18 protein-coding genes are annotated in these 17,523 nt (G+C 59.3%); 7 read left to right on the top strand and 11 right to left on the bottom strand.

The features are described from left to right. Window positions 1-99 precede the first annotated feature (99 nt). Window positions 100-504 carry a flagellar export protein FliJ gene (locus METAC_RS0115470; protein ID WP_026607751.1) on the bottom strand — a complete coding sequence of 135 codons (405 nt, stop codon included), beginning with the start codon at window positions 502-504 and terminating at the stop codon, window positions 100-102. Between the two features lie 615 nt (window positions 505-1,119). Between METAC_RS0115470 and ctrA the strand changes: the two genes are divergently transcribed. After that, the gene (ctrA, locus tag METAC_RS0115460; RefSeq protein ID WP_026607750.1) at window positions 1,120-1,821 is read left to right on the top strand and encodes a response regulator transcription factor CtrA; all 702 of its coding nucleotides are present in this window, start codon (window positions 1,120-1,122) and stop codon (window positions 1,819-1,821) included. 509 nt (window positions 1,822-2,330) lie between these two features. Here the strand turns inward: ctrA and METAC_RS0115455 are convergent. The 4 genes from METAC_RS0115455 to METAC_RS0115440 form a co-directional block, all read right to left on the bottom strand. Beyond that, complete coding sequence (locus tag METAC_RS0115455) at window positions 2,331-3,884, bottom strand: alkaline phosphatase family protein (RefSeq protein WP_026607749.1); 1,554 nt, start codon at window positions 3,882-3,884, stop codon at window positions 2,331-2,333. A 151-nt stretch (window positions 3,885-4,035) separates the two neighbouring features. Next, window positions 4,036-4,686: a 5,6-dimethylbenzimidazole synthase gene (bluB, locus tag METAC_RS0115450; protein WP_026607748.1), complete on the bottom strand. Its 651-nt coding sequence runs from the start codon at window positions 4,684-4,686 to the stop codon at window positions 4,036-4,038. Window positions 4,687-4,789: 103 nt separating this feature from the next. Continuing rightward, window positions 4,790-5,887 (bottom strand): redox-regulated ATPase YchF, encoded by a 1,098-nt coding sequence (gene ychF, locus METAC_RS0115445; RefSeq protein ID WP_026607747.1) that lies wholly within the window; start codon window positions 5,885-5,887, stop codon window positions 4,790-4,792. Window positions 5,888-5,901: 14 nt separating this feature from the next. After that, the gene (locus METAC_RS0115440) at window positions 5,902-6,348 is read right to left on the bottom strand and encodes a PIN domain-containing protein (protein ID WP_026607746.1); all 447 of its coding nucleotides are present in this window, start codon (window positions 6,346-6,348) and stop codon (window positions 5,902-5,904) included. Between METAC_RS0115440 and METAC_RS26825 the strand changes: the two genes are divergently transcribed. Next, window positions 6,329-6,580, top strand: a complete 252-nt coding sequence (locus METAC_RS26825) for a hypothetical protein (RefSeq protein WP_198017228.1) — start codon at window positions 6,329-6,331, stop codon at window positions 6,578-6,580. The genes METAC_RS0115440 and METAC_RS26825 overlap by 20 nt on opposite strands. Before the next feature lie 252 nt (window positions 6,581-6,832). Then, window positions 6,833-7,876, top strand: coding sequence for a P63C domain-containing protein (locus METAC_RS0115430; protein ID WP_026607745.1), 1,044 nt, complete (start codon window positions 6,833-6,835; stop codon window positions 7,874-7,876). A gap of 116 nt (window positions 7,877-7,992) precedes the next feature. On the opposite strand, the gene METAC_RS0115425 is transcribed toward METAC_RS0115430, so the two are convergent. After that, entirely contained in the window at window positions 7,993-8,241 is a 249-nt protein-coding gene (locus METAC_RS0115425; protein ID WP_026607744.1) for a helix-turn-helix domain-containing protein, read from the bottom strand. Window positions 8,242-8,349: 108 nt separating this feature from the next. Here METAC_RS0115425 and METAC_RS0115420 point away from each other — a divergent pair, with 108 nt between their 5' ends. Together METAC_RS0115420 and METAC_RS0115410 are read left to right on the top strand one after the other, a co-directional pair. Beyond that, window positions 8,350-9,312 (top strand): IS1595 family transposase, encoded by a 963-nt coding sequence (locus METAC_RS0115420; protein ID WP_026607743.1) that lies wholly within the window; start codon window positions 8,350-8,352, stop codon window positions 9,310-9,312. A gap of 251 nt (window positions 9,313-9,563) precedes the next feature. Beyond that, the gene (locus METAC_RS0115410) at window positions 9,564-10,490 is read left to right on the top strand and encodes a BstA C-terminal domain-containing protein (RefSeq protein ID WP_036255649.1); all 927 of its coding nucleotides are present in this window, start codon (window positions 9,564-9,566) and stop codon (window positions 10,488-10,490) included. 134 nt (window positions 10,491-10,624) lie between these two features. On the opposite strand, the gene METAC_RS0115405 is transcribed toward METAC_RS0115410, so the two are convergent. Both METAC_RS0115405 and METAC_RS26525 read right to left on the bottom strand, forming a co-directional pair. Next, complete coding sequence (locus METAC_RS0115405) at window positions 10,625-11,053, bottom strand: hypothetical protein (RefSeq protein ID WP_026607741.1); 429 nt, start codon at window positions 11,051-11,053, stop codon at window positions 10,625-10,627. 181 nt (window positions 11,054-11,234) lie between these two features. Further along, on the bottom strand, window positions 11,235-13,157 hold the full coding sequence (locus METAC_RS26525) for a hypothetical protein (protein ID WP_156898243.1): 1,923 nt from the start codon (window positions 13,155-13,157) through the stop codon (window positions 11,235-11,237). Between the two features lie 84 nt (window positions 13,158-13,241). On the opposite strand from METAC_RS26525, the gene METAC_RS0115385 reads away from it, so the two are divergent. Continuing rightward, the gene (locus tag METAC_RS0115385) at window positions 13,242-15,308 is read left to right on the top strand and encodes a M3 family metallopeptidase (protein WP_026607739.1); all 2,067 of its coding nucleotides are present in this window, start codon (window positions 13,242-13,244) and stop codon (window positions 15,306-15,308) included. Here METAC_RS0115385 and METAC_RS0115380 read toward each other — a convergent pair whose 3' ends face one another. Genes METAC_RS0115380 through grxC form a run of 3 tightly spaced genes read right to left on the bottom strand, consistent with a single transcriptional unit; the run spans window position 15,309 to window position 16,715 of the window. Continuing rightward, complete coding sequence (locus METAC_RS0115380) at window positions 15,309-15,953, bottom strand: DsbA family protein (RefSeq protein WP_245257503.1); 645 nt, start codon at window positions 15,951-15,953, stop codon at window positions 15,309-15,311. A 34-nt stretch (window positions 15,954-15,987) separates the two neighbouring features. Further along, window positions 15,988-16,452 carry a DUF1178 family protein gene (locus tag METAC_RS0115375; protein ID WP_026607737.1) on the bottom strand — a complete coding sequence of 155 codons (465 nt, stop codon included), beginning with the start codon at window positions 16,450-16,452 and terminating at the stop codon, window positions 15,988-15,990. Then, entirely contained in the window at window positions 16,449-16,715 is a 267-nt protein-coding gene (grxC, locus tag METAC_RS0115370; protein WP_026607736.1) for a glutaredoxin 3, read from the bottom strand. The genes METAC_RS0115375 and grxC overlap by 4 nt, the downstream gene beginning before the upstream one ends. Window positions 16,716-16,884: 169 nt before the next feature. On the opposite strand from grxC, the gene irrA reads away from it, so the two are divergent. Continuing rightward, window positions 16,885-17,409: an iron response transcriptional regulator IrrA gene (gene irrA / locus METAC_RS23900; RefSeq protein ID WP_051335860.1), complete on the top strand. Its 525-nt coding sequence runs from the start codon at window positions 16,885-16,887 to the stop codon at window positions 17,407-17,409. Window positions 17,410-17,523: the final 114 nt, after the last annotated feature.

The following is a 17,523-nucleotide window of genomic DNA, read 5'->3' as shown; positions in this document are numbered from 1 at the left end:
CTGGACGATCTCGAACCCGAATCATGAACCTCGCCGTTCCGATGAATTGGTGGGCTGGACGGGCGTTAAGCGGCGCCCTTCTGGCCAAACGATCGTCCCTCAGGCCCGCGCGGTCCTCAGCCTCGCCGGCTGGTCCTTATGGGACTCCGCTGCGGCCTCGGCGGACTCGACGCCCTTGTCCCGGATTTCGGGGCCGGCCGTCTTGCTCAGTTCGGCTAGCGCTTCGTCAAGGCGACGCCTGGCGTCTTGAAGCTGGCCCATAAGCTCCTCGGCCGAGCGGTTCAAATTATCGCGCCTCGTCCGCGCCGCCCGCGCATAGGTCGGATAGGCGAAATGCGTGGCGTCGAATATGCCGGCGCGCTGCTCCTCGAGCGCGACCTCTTGGTCCAATTCCCGCGCGATTCGGGAAAACTCGGCGACCATGGATTCGATTTGCGCGACCCGGCGACGTTTTTCGTCGACCTGGAAGCGTTTGAGGCGCGCGACCGTGTCCTGCAACTTCATAGTCTTCGGCCTCCCAACGGTTTCGACGCAATCATTCAAGTCAACCCCCAGCTCAGCGAGCGACGCGAGATTTCGCTCCGACGCCCGACTTTGGCGCAGCAAAGTTGCCCATTCGTTACTCGCGCGACGGAGTTTTGCGGCGCGGCCGAACGTCAGCCGTCTTTCCGTGGGTCTGCGGCGCGCGGCGAATCCTTCGTCGCGCAAGCTCGGGGCGCCAGGCTGTGCTTTGACAGCTGCGAATCAGCCTTGTCGGTCCCGGCTTGCGGCGGGCTCGGCGAACCTGGTCGCGTCGCGCTCGCGGCGCATGCGGATGGAGGTTTCGGTTTGAGACAGCCGTATCGCCTACAAGCGAGACGCCTCTCAAGTCATTCAATTATATGAAAAGTGATGGCTCTTTGAGGATCTGGCCGCGGACCGCCGACGTCTGATGAGGCGAAGGTTTTGAGACGGTCCGCAAAGGGAATGTATTTGTTAACCAATGCCCGTTAAGGTTACGAAAATCGTTGCAAGGACCCAATCGCTGGACGTTCGGCCTGCTTGCGCGCCGCCAGTGTGGAGCCTTTGGCGATCTCGCGCGCCATCAGGCGACCGACGGGGGGAAAGTGGGGACCTCAGATGCGCGTTTTACTCATAGAAGACGATAGCGCGACGGCTCAGAGCATCGAGCTGATGCTGAAATCCGAGAATTTCAACGTCTATACGACGGATCTCGGCGAAGAGGGCGTCGATCTCGGCAAGCTCTATGATTACGACATCATTCTCCTCGACCTCAACCTGCCGGATATGTCCGGCTACGAGGTGCTTCGCACCTTGCGCGTCGCCAAGGTCAAGACGCCGATCCTCATTCTTTCCGGGCTCGCGGCGATCGAGGACAAGGTCAAGGGCCTCGGCTTCGGCGCCGACGACTATCTGACGAAGCCCTTCCATAAGGACGAGCTCATCGCGCGCATTCACGCAATCGTGCGGCGCTCGAAGGGCCACGCCCAGTCCGTCATCTCGACCGGCGATCTCATCGTCAATCTCGATCAAAAAACCGTCGAGGTCGCGGGCGCCCGGGTTCATCTGACCGGCAAGGAATATCAGATGCTGGAGCTGCTTTCGCTCCGCAAGGGCACGACCCTGACGAAGGAAATGTTCCTCAACCATCTTTATGGCGGGATGGACGAGCCGGAGTTGAAGATCATCGACGTCTTCATCTGCAAGCTGCGCAAGAAGCTCGCCAATGCGAGCCATGGCCGCAATTATATCGAGACGGTCTGGGGTCGGGGCTATGTGCTCCGCGAGCCGAACGACGACGACGAACGCATCACGGCCTGACGGGATCGCCGCCAGCGTCAGGGGCGCAGCGATTTTTTGTGGATTTCGCGCGGGAAGTCCTTAGGTGCAGGCACAGCTTGGCGCGGGATCATCGACGCCCTTCGCCGAGCACCGCGGCGCATGGTCCAGCAAAGCCTACTAATTCAATTATGCGCCTTTGCGCAGAATTTGCGCGATCAATCGCCGATGCAATGAAGTCATTCTCGCGTTAGCCGCGATCAGGCGGGCAACGCCTGGGCCGTCTGGGTCTCGTGCGCCCGCTAAAACTCCTGGAAGTCGCCGCGCTTCAGCAAACCTCTCGCAGCGTCGGAATAAGATGCCGGGCCTCGGCAGGCATTGGCTCTGCTTTGCTTAGGGCGGCGTCGGCGCGCATCCTGCCGACCAGGCGCAGCGCATGGTCGGCAAAAGTTAGGCGAAGAGCGCCATTGCCTTTCGCGTCTGGAGCGGGGCAACTATGCGCCCAAAGGAGGGCGGAACGCGCGATACGTCCCGCTCCGAAATATAGGGAATCAGCGCCGATCGAAGCCGGGCAGGGGCTGCGTGTTTTCGACGCGAACGGATTTCAGCTCGTCCGCATCGAGGCCAAGGCTGAGCAAGATCGTCGGGGCGATCTGACGGGTCTCGACCGGAGCGTTAATCGTCCGGGGCGCGAGCGCCGAATTTGACACCAAAAGGGCGACATTGCGGTCGTCATTGGCGAATCCGCCATGCTCCGCGAGCTTGCTCCCGCCCGTGTAAATCAGGCCATGCGTCGTGATGGCGATGAAATCCGGCGTCCGATTGTCTGTGAACGGATTCTGATAGAGCTGCGTGAGCGCATCCTTGTCGAGCAGGCTGACGATTCCGAGCGCCGTCTTTTGGCTGAGAATGTAGTTTTTCGCAGCCAGGTAATCGCCCCATTGCTGCTGCGGATTCAGCCAAATGATCCCGGCGTCGTCATCGGCTGAGGCGGCGAATCCGGGCGCATTCGTGTAAGGCGTGTCGTCCACGGCTTGGCGAAGGGCCAGATTGATCGGCGACTGGCCGTGCTTGGCCGAGACGATGATAAGAGTGTCTCTTTCGATTTTCGCGGATTTCAAGGCGGCGACGATCGCGCCGAGCTGCGCGTCGACGAAGTCGAGCCCGAGCTGGAGGCCGTTGTTGGGCTGCTTGCCGACGGCGTCGGCATAGCCGCCGATCAGGCCGGCGTCTTGCGGGTCTTTCGCGTTGCCCTTGGCGAGTTTTTGTCCGACGCTAACCGATTGAAAGTTGAACCCGAAAATCGCTGGCACGCCGACCTGATTTTTGCCAGTGCTGTCAAGGCCCTTGATCTCGTTGAGCACGGCGTTGACCTTGAGTAGGTCATTGCGCTCGATGCTGTGGAAGCCCGTCGTCGCGTCCTGGCCGGTGACTGAATCGTTCGAATTGACTTCCGGCGTGAAGAGATCCTGGACGCCTGTTCCCGATGGGCCGTTCACGATGTCATAGGCGGGATGCTTGTCCGCCCAGGCGGTGCGGCCGCCGTGACGCCGGATGACCTCGAAAATCGTATTCACCTTGATGAAATCATGCGGATAGACCGGGACGCAGCTTCCGTTCGTCAAGGCCATCGGCAGGTTCGCCGGGTTGATTTGCGTCAAAGGCTGCCCGAGCGTTCCGCCGGCGGTGTAGCTCGTCTTGTCATTGTCGATGCTCTCGTCGAAGGCCGGTTGCCATCCGGGCAGACCTTGGCAATTCGAGCCGGGACCGAACAGCGTGCGGTCATAGGAAACGTCGTAGAAGACGCCATGTGTCTTCGAGGTGCCCCCGGTGACCTGGGCGAGCAGGCCCGGAAAGGAGTCAGACGGAGCCGAGGTCAGGGCGTTCGGATAGGTCAAGCCCTGGTTCGAAAGAGCGGCCAGCGTGCTGCTCGGATGGGCGGCGACATAATTCGTCAGATCCACGGCGTGTAGGCCATCGACGCTGATGAGCAGCACATGGGTGTAAGGATGGCGCGGATTAAATTGCTCGCGCGCGGAAAGGCCGACCGTCAGCGCCAAAAGGCTCGCGCCGAGCCCGCAGAGAATCTTTGGGAGTTTTATCATACTGGTGGTTTCCCCGTTCCAACCTTGGCTTCATGAAAGAGCTTGAGCGCTAGGCCATAGCGCCGGGAGATTGCCACTTTTATGACAATTTCAGCTTAGCCGCGAACATTTTCCAATTTCCCGACGATGAATTTCCTGGGCCGAGCCGCGGCTAAACGCGCAGCAGCCGCTCATGCTCGCTGATATGCGGCTGCCATTGCTGGCGTTCGAGCTCGGGGTCTTGATGCTCCTCCTGCGGGAGGCCGACGCAGAGATAGGCGACGAGCTTCCAGTCCGGCGGCGCGCCGAGCGTCTCGGCGAGCGCGGCAGGATCGAGGATCGAGACCCAGCCGAGGCCGAGCCCTCGCGCCCGCGCCGCGAGCCAAAACGTGTGGATCGCCGCCACGACGGAATAATCCAGCGTCTCCGGCATTGTCTTGCGGCCGAGGCCCGCGCCCGCCAGCGTCGCATGATCGCAAAATGCCGCGAGATGAACCGGCGCCTCCTGCAGTCCGGCCAATTTGAGCTTGGCGTAGAGCGCGGCGCGCTCGCCCTCGTAACATTGGAGCGCGGCGGCGTTGCAGGCGGCGAAATTGGCGATGACCGCCTCGCGCCGCGCCGGCGTCTCGACGCTGACGAAACGCCAGGGCTGGCTATTGCCGACCGAGGGCGCGAGCGCGGCGATCGCCACAAGCTCGTCGATCAGCGCGGGCGAAACAGAGTCCGTCTTGAACCGGCGCACGTCGCGCCGCCATTTGAACAGATCCTCGAGGCTTTGGACGAAGGCCCCGTCGAAATCCGGCGGCGCCGCTGCCGGATCGATGCGCCTCACCGGCCGGCCGGGGAGAAGGCGCCGATGCTAAAGCCCGCGCCGTCATAATAACGCCTGCCCATGCCGTCCTCCCATGTGATTTTTTATGAATTGTTCACGTGGCGAAGCGGAAATGCAAGACGTCGCCATCGGCGACGAGATATTCCTTGCCTTCGAGCCGAAACTTGCCGGCGTCCCGCGCGCCCGCCTCGCCCTTGCAGGCGACATAATCTTCATAGGCGATGGTCTCGGAGCGGATGAAGCCCTTTTCGAAATCGGTATGGATCACGCCCGCTGCTTGCGGCGCCCTGGTCCCCTGCTCGATGGTCCAGGCGCGGGCCTCCTTGGGACCGACGGTGAAATAGGTGATGAGCCGCAAAAGCCCATAGCCGGCGCGAATGACCCGGTTGAGCCCCGGCTCCGCGAGGCCCACGGCCTCCAGATAGTCCTTTTGCTCGTCGGGCGGCAGGACCGCGATCTCGCTTTCGATCTTGGCCGAGACGACGACCGCCACGGCGCCTTCCTCAGCCGCCCGTGCGGCCACGGCGTCGGAAAAAGCATTGCCGCGATCGGCCGCGCCTTCCTCCACATTGCACACGTAAAGCACGGGCTTGGACGAGAGCAGTCCCAAGCCGCTGAAAAGCTTCTGCTCTTCCGGCTTCACCTCGACGAGCCGGGCCGGTCTGCCCTCGCGCAGCAGGACAAGGCAGCGCTGGACGAGATCGAAGGTCTCCTTGGCCTCCTTGTCGCCGCCCTTGGCCTTCTTTTCCAAAGCCGTGACGCGCTTTTCCAGGCTTTCGAGATCGGCGAGCATCAACTCGGTCTCGATCGTCTCGATATCCTCGACCGGGGCGATCTTGCCTTCCACATGGGTGATGTCGGAATCCTCGAAGCAGCGCACGACATGGGCGATGGCGTCGCATTCGCGGATATTGGCCAAAAACTGATTGCCGAGCCCTTCGCCCTTGGAGGCGCCGCGCACCAGCCCGGCTATGTCCACGAAGGTGAGCCTTGTGGGGATGATCTCCTTGGAGCCCGCGATCTTCGCCAGCATTTCGAGCCGCGCGTCGGGCACGGCGACGTCGCCGACATTGGGCTCGATGGTGCAGAACGGATAATTCGCCGCCTGCGCCGCGGCGGTCTGCGTCAGGGCGTTGAAAAGGGTCGACTTGCCGACATTGGGCAGGCCGACGATGCCGCATTTGAAACCCATGGGGAGGAAATGTCCTATTGTTTGGCGAGGCGGCTCAAGAAGTCCGCGCCGAATGGATTGACGATCCGCATGCCGGAAATCAACTGGCCATCCTGCATGTCCTCGGAAATGAAGAGCTTGCACCCGGCTATAAGGGCCGAGGCGATCAAAAGCGCGTCCCACCAGGCAAGGCCGGCCTCGTCCTGAACCGCCCAGGCCTTGAGCGTCGTTTGCGCGTCGAGCGGCGCGACGCACCAAGGCATGAGATGGGTCAGGAAGGCGCGGGCCGCCTCGACCGACGCCAGACGGCGCCTCTGCGTCAAAACCCTATAGCATTCATTCAGGTTTTGAGGACTTAGGACCAGCGTATGGCTCTTGATCGTCCGCCTCAGCAAATCCGCGGAGATCGCGCGCTTTTCCGGCGCCCCCGGATCGAGGGCGTAGATCAGGATGTTCGTGTCGATGAAGAGCCGCGCGGTCATAAAGCTCCTCCCGCTTGGGCAGATCGGCGGAAACGCCGGGGAAGCCCGGACCGCTGAGGAAATATTCGAGCCCTTCCATTTGCGCCTTGCCGCGCCCCATGCGGGTTTCCAACAGGTCGCCGACATAGGCGGACATGCTCAGGCCCGACTTGGCCGCCGCGACGCGGAGCCATTCGGCGACATCCTCGCGCAACGTGATGGTGAGGTTTTTCATGACACGGATATCGTGTGACACGGGTTTTGTGTCAAGTTCTTTAAGAAGCCTTGCCTGCGATAGGAAATGCTGAAGGCGGTTTTTGCCTTAACCGGAACGGCCGATCGCAGCGCGACTGGATTTTGAAGTCAAGGACGCGCCAAAGGCGCGCCAGCTCTGCTGCGGCATTAGGTAGCAAGCTCACCAAAACAATTTTTATGAGACAGCTTGCGCGAATCGAAATTAGCAAGCTATAAGTCCAAAATAGGTGGCAATTTAAGGGCCCCATAGATGGACGAATCAAAACAGAGCAAGGGCGGCAAAGCGCGTGCTGAACTCCTAAGCCCTGAAGATCGGCAGCGCATCGCCTCCGAAGGCGGGAGGGCCCGCGCAGAGGCGGCGGCGTTGCTGCCAAAAGTTGAATACTCCGGCATCTTACGTCTTGGTGACGCGTCAATCCCTTGCGCCGTTTTAAACGACGGTAGCCGAGTATTGTCTGAAACAGGCATTGCAGAAGCGATTCTTGGGGGCAGGAGTGGGGCGTCTAAGCGGCTTAAAAAAGCTTCGCAGGAGAGCGGGGCCCTTTTGCCCCTTTTTGTTGCGCCGAGTCAGCTAAAACCCTTTATTGACAGCGCCTTAGCCGAAGGGCCCTTAAAGCCAATCTATTACTTAGATGGGCGCAGGATTTTTGTCGGATACGACCCGCGCATTCTTCGAGCCGTTTGCGAAATTTGGCTTCGAGCCCGCGAAGCTAAGGCGCTACAAAAGCAGCAGCTAGACAAAGCACAACGCGCGGAAGCGTTGATGCGAGCCTTGGCCGATATTGGTTTGATTGCGCTTGTTGATGAGGCAACCGGCTATCAACAAGTTCGGGCCCGCGACGAACTTCAAAGAATATTGGCGGCCTATGTTTCTCCAGACTTGATGCCCTATACGTCCCGATTCCCGCAGAATTTTTACTCTGAACTCCACCGTGTCCGCGGCTGGAAATACGCCCCCGGATCGAACAAGCGAAACCACTACATTGGAAAGCTCACGAACGAACTAATTTATAAGCAATTGCCAGAAGGCGTGCTGGACAATCTCCGAAAGAAAAATCCGATCTTGCCGGACAAAAAGCGCCGTAAGAATCTTCACTACAAATATTTGACTGAGGATGTCGGAGACCCCCATCTGCAAAAACAGATCGTCGCGGTAACAACGCTTCTATCGGTAGCTGACGACTGGAAAGAATTTTCGCGGTTGTTCAGCAAAAGATTCAGGCCGCAATCTGGCGATTTGTTCGCGTTGCCGCCTCCCAAGGACGACGAAGACCCAGACACCGAAAGTGTCTGAGCCTTCAAATTGTGGGGGCGGTGCGCCGGTGCCAGGGAACGATTTGCAGCGTCTCCCCCCTGGGGTTCGACTCCCCCCGCCTCCACCTGTTTTATAGCAGAATCCTGTACGGTTCTCTAGCGCGGCGTCGCCTCTAGCGGCGCTTTGAAGGCAATCCCAGATGCGATCTTTCCCTCGGCAAAGACGAAGGCGATTCCGGCCTTCTCCAGCGCAGCTTGAATTGCCGCTAGATTATTCGGCATCGGGGTCCGACGTCCGCCTTCATAATCCTTCACGGTCGAAAGCGCCGTGTTCGCGGCTTTCGCGAGATCGGCTTGCGTCCAATTCAGCCACCCTCGGGCGGCCCGGCATTGCTCAGGCGTCATCCCGAAAAGCTAACATCATCGAAAATATTTGTAAAGGTCAGCCTTTTAGGTTGACGCCATCCATATCATCTATTATAGATAAGGTCATCCAAAACGGACGACCTGCAAGTGAGCCAGCACTTCCTTCTTTCCAAAGCCGCAAGGAGCCTGAGCATTGCTCGGGTCGCCCGGCTTTCGGATGAGGAAGCGCATGACGCCTTCCGCCTGATCCGCTGGACCGCGACCGAAGGCGAGCCGGTTTGCCCGCGTTGCCAATGCGGCGCGACCTACAAATACGAAACCCGCAAGCTCTGGAAATGCAAGGCTTGCTCGCATCAATTCAGCGTCACGTCGGGCACAATCTTCGCCAGCCGCAAGATGCCGATCCGTGACATTCTCCTTGCCATCGCGATCTTTGTGAACGGCGCGAAAGGCCATAGCGCGTTGCAGCTCTCTCGCGATTTGGATGTGCAATACAAGACGGCTTTCGTGCTGGCGCATAAAATCCGCGAAGCGCTTGCCGACGAAAAGGCCGAAGAAACCGTCTCTGGCGAAGTCGAGATCGACGGCGCCTATTTCGGCGGTTATGTGAAGCCGGCCAATTGGAAAGAGAACCGCCGCGATCGTCGCCTTGCCGAGAACCAAACCGGCAAGCGCCGCGTCGTCGTCATCATGCGCGAGCGGAACGGGATTACTCTGCCTTTCGTGTTCAAGAGCGAAGCGCAGTCAGTGGCGACCATTGGCCAGCGCGTTCATCCCGAGGCCACGATCCATGCCGATCAAGCCGCCGGCTGGGATGTTTTGCATGAGCGCTTCCTGACCAAGCGCATCAATCACGAGGAATGCTATTCAGACGGCGACGCTTGCACCAATCAGGCGGAGAGCTTCTTTTCCCGCCTGCGCCGGGCCGAGATCGGGACGCATCACCATATCAGCGGGCGCTACCTTGGCGCTTACGCCTCAGAAATGGCTTGGCGCGAGGATAACCGGCGCGTAAGCAATGGCGAACAGTATCTCATGGCAACGAATGCGGCCTTACAACATGGCGTTTCGCGCCAATGGAAAGGTTATTGGCAGCGTAGCGTTAATTGAGGGGATAGGCGCATGACGAATTTGCACGTCAAGCATATGGACTACCTGCCGCGCCGAATTTTACTTTCGGCGGCAAGCGTGTATATTCATGGGCCCAGCGCGAAGCCGATCGCCACGCCAATGACGATCGGCCCCTCGGTTGGACGTAGCAATGGCTAGGCCCGTTCCATGCACTCAAGATCATAACGGTCTTGGAAACGCAGTCTAGCCAGTTTGGTCACCATCCTAACTTGCTGAAAAGGCTTGCGGAAATGAAAAATACGACACCAGAGGTCATCACACCAGCTCAACTCAATCTAGAACTTCAAGTCGCCGCCGAGAAAGAAATCGACGGTGTTGGCATGGGGGTGTTCAGCGATGGAACCTCCTTCCTGACCATGCGCGGGCTCGCGCGCATGTGCGGGGTCGATAATGCTTCGATCGTCAGAATGACAGCGAATTGGAATGAAAAGCCTCTAAAGCCTCGTGAAGCAAAGATTCGCGAGTTGGTGAGAGCGCAGAATGCGGATGATACAATCGCTTTCATCGCGACCATGAAGAATGGAGTAGTTCATCATGCTGTCCCAGATGCTGTATGTATGGCTACTCTCGAATACTATGCTTTTGAAACCAAGCAAGGCGACAGCGAAAGAGCAGCAAAGAATTACAGAACCCTTGCCCGTAAGGGCTTCAATGATTTTGTTTATGCGCAGGTTGGATATAATCCTTCAGGGTCCTATGATATTGCTTGGCAGCAATTCCACGACAGAGTTTCGCTAAGCCACCATACAGTTCCTGATGGATACTTTAGCGTCTTCAAAGAGATATCAGATATTTTTGTCACGCTGATTAGGCAGAAAGCGAGCCTAGGGCCATCTTTTATCCCAGATATAAGTGTTGGTCTAGCTTGGGGAAAGTATTGGAGAGCTGAGAGCTTGGATATTTTATACGGAGAGCGTATAAAATATGAGCATAACTATCCTCTGTATTTTCCACAGTCCGCCTCTAACCCGCAGTCGCCATATGCTTATCCTGACGACGCATTAGGCGAGTTTCGGAAGTGGGTACGAGTTCACTATCTGAAGAAAAACCTCCCAGCTTACCTTGAGACCAAAATCAAAAATCAAGGGATCACCGCGCCAGCGGCCAACAGGGCGTTGGAGGCGTTTGGAGTGAAGCCGCAAAAGCTGCTCAAGTAAGCGTAGCGTTGTGGGTCATTTGGTTAGTCCTATGTGACCCGCAACACCACTCCAACGCCCATATGACGCTGGCCTCGCTCGCCGACGCGAAGGATGGTCACCCGACGGCCAGCGCACTGAACTGAACGCGCATGTCATGCCGGGAGCGCCCAGATCAGCACCGCTCTCCGCTTCCCGGTGTTTCTGACCCTCCCGCGCTTTCGCTGAATGGCGAGAGCTTGGATGACGCGATAGACGACGGTTTGCCGCAAGACGCCATCCGTTTCATCTAGCCCCTTGGCGCGGACAACTCGCAAGCCGAGTTCTCGGGTATCAAGCGGGCCTTCTTCGGCCAGCGCCGCGAAGCAGATGGAGACGACTTCGCCTCGTTTGAAGAGACGCCCCAAATCGACATAGGCCGGCAATGATGCCAAATCGTCGGTTAGCTCGAACATCCGCAACGTCGCGGTTATGTGCGCCAAGTTGGCGCGCGCTTCAATAAGCCGCTTTTCGTAAGCGACGATTGCATCTTCGATCTCAGCGCGCTTGGAGCGCAACATCGTGAATACGAGCGGTTCGGCCATGCCGCATTGTGGCGGGTTGCCTAAAACTGCGCCATATCTGACTTGGTGAGCTTGCTACCTAATGCCGCTCTGCTGGCCGGAGGTCCTTGAGTTCAAAATCCAGTCGCGCTCTGATGAAGCCTTCCGATTTAAGGAGAGCTTTCGCTGGGGTAGCGGAGGTCCGGTTGTTTCGAGCACGGTATCAATTTCCATCCTCTTCACGCTTGCGGCGATTGAGGATCGCGTATTGATCTCCGCTCAGAGGGGAGGAGTGATCGCTGGCATGACCGCTTCTAAGATCTGCCAACAAAGAAGAAATTGCGAGACGTATGTCTGCGGGCGCGTCGGCGAAAATTTGCTTGATCTGCGACTCTTCCTTGGCGAGGAATGTTCCGATTTTCTTCACCAGTTCGGAGCGATTTGCGAAATCGGATGCAACTGCGCTGGAATAGAAGGCGATTCCGCTGGTCGCCATGCACACCAATGATGTGAGGATCAAATTTTTCGCGCTGAAAACACCCCTGTTGCCAGCCTTTTGGGCCTGAAGACCATCGGATAAGGCGGCGGAAAGAAGCGCCTTTAATCGTTCCTCATCAGCCCCTGAGATAAGGGACACGCTGCCAGCGCCTTCCAACACCGTCCTCGACGGTTCAAATAAATCGCGACGCGCCAAAAACGTGCCTGTTTCGTCGTCCAGTTTACATGCGGTGGGGAAATGCCTTACCCAAGGCGACGCGGTTCGCACAAGATCTTGAAATGCGCGGCGCGTCGAGGGATCGAGCGGCGTGACATTGCCCGCGAAGCGTTCCTTGAGGTCGTTATCGTATTCAAGAAATGAGGCAAGCTCGATGGTTGCATCGTAGACCGTCGCGATCTGGTTTGGAATTTCGGCGGTGTCGATGTCCACCGCAGCGCGAAAACGCCCAATCGCGCCCTCGAAGCCCGTCCAGCCAAGTCGTTCATCAATTCCTGTTGAGTCAATGGCAAATGCAATTGCTTTCCGCCTCAGCGCTTCGTGGAGCTGACGCACGACTGGATCAAGCGCAGCTGCCGTGTCAGTTTCATTTCCGCGAGGATCGATAGTCAGTTGATCGCCGTGTTCGATCCACCTATTGCCAAGCGGGGCTTCCGCTAAATTAGCGAGCGTGTTCGCCCAGTGTTTCGCATCAGTTCGTTGCGCGTTAAGGGATTCTACCTGCTTTATGATTTCAGCATTGACGATGGTCGGGCCTTGCCTCCAAAGCTCGTCTTCGATTTGAATATAGGCGAATTCACGTTTTTCATCCCTGACGTAGCCTTGAAGACGGTCTTCGTACCAGATGGTCCAAACCTGCCAATCCTGGCCCGCAGCGTGCAACTCTCGCTTTAGGTCGCGCCACAAGGACCAAATTGGCTCAGGCTGACTGTATGGCGTTGGTGATGAGCTGTTAGGCCACAGTGGCGAGCGAGCGATGACCGAAACCGGTACACTGTCTTCCACACGCCTTGCATCTATGGAAATGGCGGACCATAAATCTTTTTCTGCATGTCCAAAACCCAAGCTAAGGCTGAGTCCTCCCGCCCAGAGTGGGACGTCGACGGCGTCCAGAGCGGCACCAGCTTGAGCTGCGAAATCAGCAGCATCAACGGCGGCGGTCTCTGAAGCAAAGACGGTGGGGTCGGTTGCGGCGGCGAGGGCGCGAGGTGAAAGCAATGCCTGACGGAGCAGGGTGCCATGAGCTGTAACCGACTCGACCGCGGCTCTAACGGCTTCACAAGCCAATGAGGCAGCAGAGATGCCGACAAATCTTGCAGAAAACTCCGCTTTGATCCCGTAAATGGCGCGTAATGAGAGTTCTTGGCGGTTCGAACGAAAATTCGCCACTGCCCATACTATCGCGGTTCCGCGAAAAGCCGGCAGAACGAGATCGGTTCTTATGTCGCCGCTGCAAGATGCATCACGTGCGCTCCACAAACAAGGTAATACGCGCAAGGCGGCCCTTGCCGCGAATGTGACTGCCACTTCGTGTGGTCTCGTTCGAAGCCAAGCCTCCAAATCATCGCGATTGTTGATCTCGACCAGAGGCCCCTCCACTCTCTCGACAGCTTCGGCCCGAAGCATGAGCGCGGCGGCGCGATTCGGCAAGGCGCTTGCTTGCCAGCGATCTGAGCGCGGGCGAAAAACTCCCTATATAAAGGCCTTGCGCGGAAAAAACCGGACAGTGCCCCCATGACTCAGACAGGCCTCAGCGAGCAGAACCCGCTTCTCGAACCCTGGACCGGGCCGTTCGAGGCGCCGCCTTTCCATCTGTTCAAGCCGGAGCAATATCGGCCAGCCTTCGAGGCCGCGCTCGCCGAGCAGAAGGCCGAGATCGCGGCCATCGCCGCAAATCCCGCCCCGCCCAATTTCGAGAACACGATCGCGGCGCTCGAACGTTCCGGCCAGGCCCTCGACCGGGTCGCCTCCGTTTTCTTCAATCTCGCCGGATCGGACACCAATGACGCGCTTCAGGAGATCGAGCGCGAGATCGCGCCGATCCTGTCGCGCCATCGCAGCGAGATCTATCTGAACGAAGCGCTTTTCGCTCGCGTGGCCGCTTTGCAGGCGGCGGTGGAAACGCTCCATCTCGACGCCGAGCAATCGCGGGTCTTGGAACGCTATTCCATCGCCTTTCAGCGCCAGGGCGGCGGGTTGCCGGCGGCGGCCAAGGCGCGGCTCGCGGAAATCGGCGAACGCCTCGCCACGCTCGGCACGGCTTTTGGCCAAAATGTCCTCGCCGACGAAAAAGACTATCTCCTGGTGCTCCAGGCGCCCGAGGACCTTGAAGGCCTGCCGTCTTCGCTCGTCGCCGCGGCGGCGCAGATGGCGGCGGAGCGCGGGATGCCGGGCAAGCATGCGATCAGCCTCGCCCGCTCCAGCATCGAACCGTTTTTGCAATTCTCGGCGCGGCGCGATCTGCGTGAAAAGGTCTTTCGCGCCTGGGCCATGCGCGGCGAGACCGGGGGCGTCACCGATAATCGGATGATCGCCTCGGAGATGATCGCGCTGCGGGCCGAGCGGGCGAAGCTTTTGGGCTACCCGACTTTCGCGCATTTCCGCCTCGCCGACCGGATGGCCAAGACGCCGGACGCGGCGCTGGGCCTTCTGGACTCGGTCTGGACCCGCGCGCGGACGCGGGCGCTCGCCGAGCAGGAGGATTTGCAGGCGATCGTCGCGGCGGAGGGCGGCAATTTCACAATTCAGCCCTGGGATTGGCGCTATTACGCGGAGAAGCGGCGCAAGGCGCTGTTTGATTTCGACGAAGGCGAGACCAAGCCCTATCTTCAGCTCGACCGGCTGATCGAGGCGGCTTTCTATACGGCGAACAAGCTTTTCGGGGTGAGTTTTGTCCCGCGCGCGGACATACCGCTCTATCATCCCGAGGCGCGCGCGTGGACGCTCATTGGGCCGGACGGCAAGGAGGTCGCGCTGTTCATCGGCGATTATTTCGCCCGTGAATCAAAGCGCAGCGGCGCCTGGATGAGTTCTTTCAGGGATCAGCACAGGCTCGACCGGGAAAGCCTGCCGATCGTCGTCAATGTGCTGAATTTCGCCAAGGCGGGGCCGAACGAGCCCACTCTTCTGAGCTTTGACGACGCGCATACGCTGTTTCACGAGTTCGGCCATGCCTTGCATGGCATGCTCTCGAACGTCACCTATCCGCTGATCTCCGGCACGGCCGTCGCGCAGGATTTCGTGGAGTTTCCGTCGCAGCTTTATGAGCATTGGTTGGAGCAGCCGGAAATCCTGCGCCGTTTCGCGCTTCATCATGAGACCGGGGCGCCGATGCCGGAGGCTTTGCTTCAACGGCTTCTTTCGGCGCGGCAATTCAACCAGGGCTTCGCGACGGTCGAATTCGCGGCCTCGGCGCTCGTCGATCTCGGCCTGCATATGGAGCCCGAGCCGGAAAAGCTCGACGTTCTCGCCTATGAGAAGAAGGAGCTGGAGCGGCTCGGCATGCCGGAGGCGATCGTGATGCGCCACCGCACCCCGCATTTCCAGCACATCTTCTCGGGCGACGGCTATTCGTCGGGCTATTACAGCTATCTCTGGTCGGAAATTCTCGACGCCGACGGGTTCGAGGCCTTCGAGGAGAGCGGCGATATTTTCGATCCGGCGATCGCCGCGCGGCTGCGCGATTATGTCTATGCCGCCGGCTATAGCCGCGATCCGCATGCGGCCTATCAGGGCTTTCGCGGTCGGGCGCCTTCGCCCGAGGCGCTGTTGCGCAAGCGCGGCCTCGCCGACGCGGCGTGATTATTTAGCCTGCCGTTTCCGCGCGTCGGCGACGGTTTTTTGGAAGCCGGCCAAATCCAGCGGCGAGGCGACGAGGAAGGGCCCGATCAGATAGACGGGCGTGCCCTGGAAGCCCATGCCTGTCGCCTGCTTGTCATTGCGCTTGAGAATCGCTTCGATCTCCGCCCCGTGGGCGGCGAGATCGGCGTCGAGCCTCGTCATGTCGACGCCGGCCTTTTGCGCAATGTCGCGAACCTGATCCTTGCTCGATTTCTTCGCGCCGGCGGCGAGCAAGGCGTCATGGACGGCGCCATATTTAAGCTGAAGCTTGGCGGCCAAAGCGACTTGCGCAGCATAGCTGGAGACTTCGCCGAAAATTGGCCAGTCTTTATAGACGACGCGAATGCCGTGATCCGATTTGAGGAGCTTGTTGAGCTCCGGCTCCGACTTCATGCAATAAATGCAATTATAGTCGAAGAAGGCGACGACGGTCACGTCGCCTTGGGGGTTGCCGCCGACGGGCGCTTGCGGATCGTTGAGGATCGCCTCGCGGGTCAGATCGGGATCAGCCGCTTGCTCGGCGCGCGGGACGGCGGCGGAAAGGCCCCAAAACCCGGCGATCGCAAAGGCGAGGCTCAGGGCGACGCGTCGGGACAATTTTGCCACGCTGAAAATCCTTCGGGTCGCTGCGCTCGGGCTGTCAGTTATAATCCGCCGGCGCAGGAGGAATGGGCAGGATTCCGACGCCCTCGTCAAGAAGCGCGCGGGCCTCCTCGAAGCTCGCCAGGCCGTGAATTGGACGTTCGGGGGCGAGGCCCTGGTGGATCTTGCTCGCTTCCTCGAAAAAATGCGCGCCGACATTATCCGTATCGGTGAAAATGCGCGTCCGTAGCTCATTGATCATCGCTCGGAGCTCATGGTCGCGCTCCTGGAGCAAGGCGACCGGCGCGGCGCCTTCGGCCGGCGCGGTGGACTGGGCGGGCGAAGGCTCAGCGGCGCTACGGCTCGCCAGTGCGGGCGCCATAATGGCCTTTGCGACTTTCGCCGATCCGCAGTTCGGGCAAAGGATCAGGCCGGAGTCCGCCTGCCGATCAAAGGCCGCGCCATTTTGGAACCAGCTTTCGAATTCATGCCCTTCGTGGCAAACCAAAGCGAATTTGATCATCGGGCGAGATCGGCCAGGAGCAGATCGAGCTTGCCGCCATATTCCAGCTCATGAAGATCGTCGCAGCCGCCGATATGCATGTCGTCAAAGAATATTTGCGGCACCGTCATCCGGCCATTCGCCCTTTCCATCATCTTCATTCGCTCGGCCGGATCATGATCGACCGGGATTTCGACGAATTCAAGATTCTTCTGCCGCAAAAGCTCCTTGGCTCGGCGGCAATAGGGACATGTCGCCGTGGTGTAAATTGTGATCTGAATCATTGCGCCGGCCTTTCCAGTGGAAATTATATGCGTCGCTGGCGTGACGCCGCAAGCAGCCCCCATGCCACGGGCGCGGACCAGAGTTGCCGGAACCTGAAGAATGACCTATGTTGCAAAAGATTCACTCTCCGGCGCAGGGCCGGTGAAATTCAATAAGGGAGCTGGCGGCATGGCCCCTCGCGCGGCGCCCTCGAAACGGTCGACGAAAGCCCGCCGCGGCGCGCGCGCCAAGGCGACGCTTGGCGCTCTCACTGGTTGCCCGTTTCATGACGTGCGCATGAAGCTTTGCGCGGCGGGGTTGCGCCCGACGCGGCAAAGGATAGCGCTCGGCTGGCTGCTCTTCGCCAAGGGCGACAGGCATCTCACCGCTGAAATGGTGCATGAGGAGGCCCAAGCCTCACGCGTCTCCATCTCGCTGGCGACGATCTACAATAGCCTGCACCAGTTCACTGAGCAGCGCCTCTTGCGCGAGATCGCGGTCGACGGGTCGAGGACCTATTTCGACACGAATGTCGCCGAGCATCATCATTTCCTGGTCGAGGGCTCGAATATTCTCATCGATATTCCGCAAGTGGCGGTCGATCTCATGCGCCTGCCGCCGCCGCCGGAAGGCAAGCGCGTGGCTCAGGTCGAGGTCATCGTCAAGCTGCGCGACGCCGAGCCGACGAAGCCTGCCCTTTCTGACGAATTGTGAGGATAATTCGCTTCTCGTGATGTCCCCGTCGCGGAGAAGGCGTATTTAGGGGCGAGGCTGCAGCGCAGCCGTCCAAAGCATGCTTGAAAAGGCGCCCCCTTTTTCGATGAACAT

This window comes from Methylocapsa acidiphila B2 (assembly GCF_000427445.1).
GTDB lineage: Bacteria > Pseudomonadota > Alphaproteobacteria > Rhizobiales > Beijerinckiaceae > Methylocapsa > Methylocapsa acidiphila.
The sequence above is the reverse complement of the archived record's forward strand: the minus strand, read 5'-3'. Positions and strand labels throughout refer to the sequence as shown.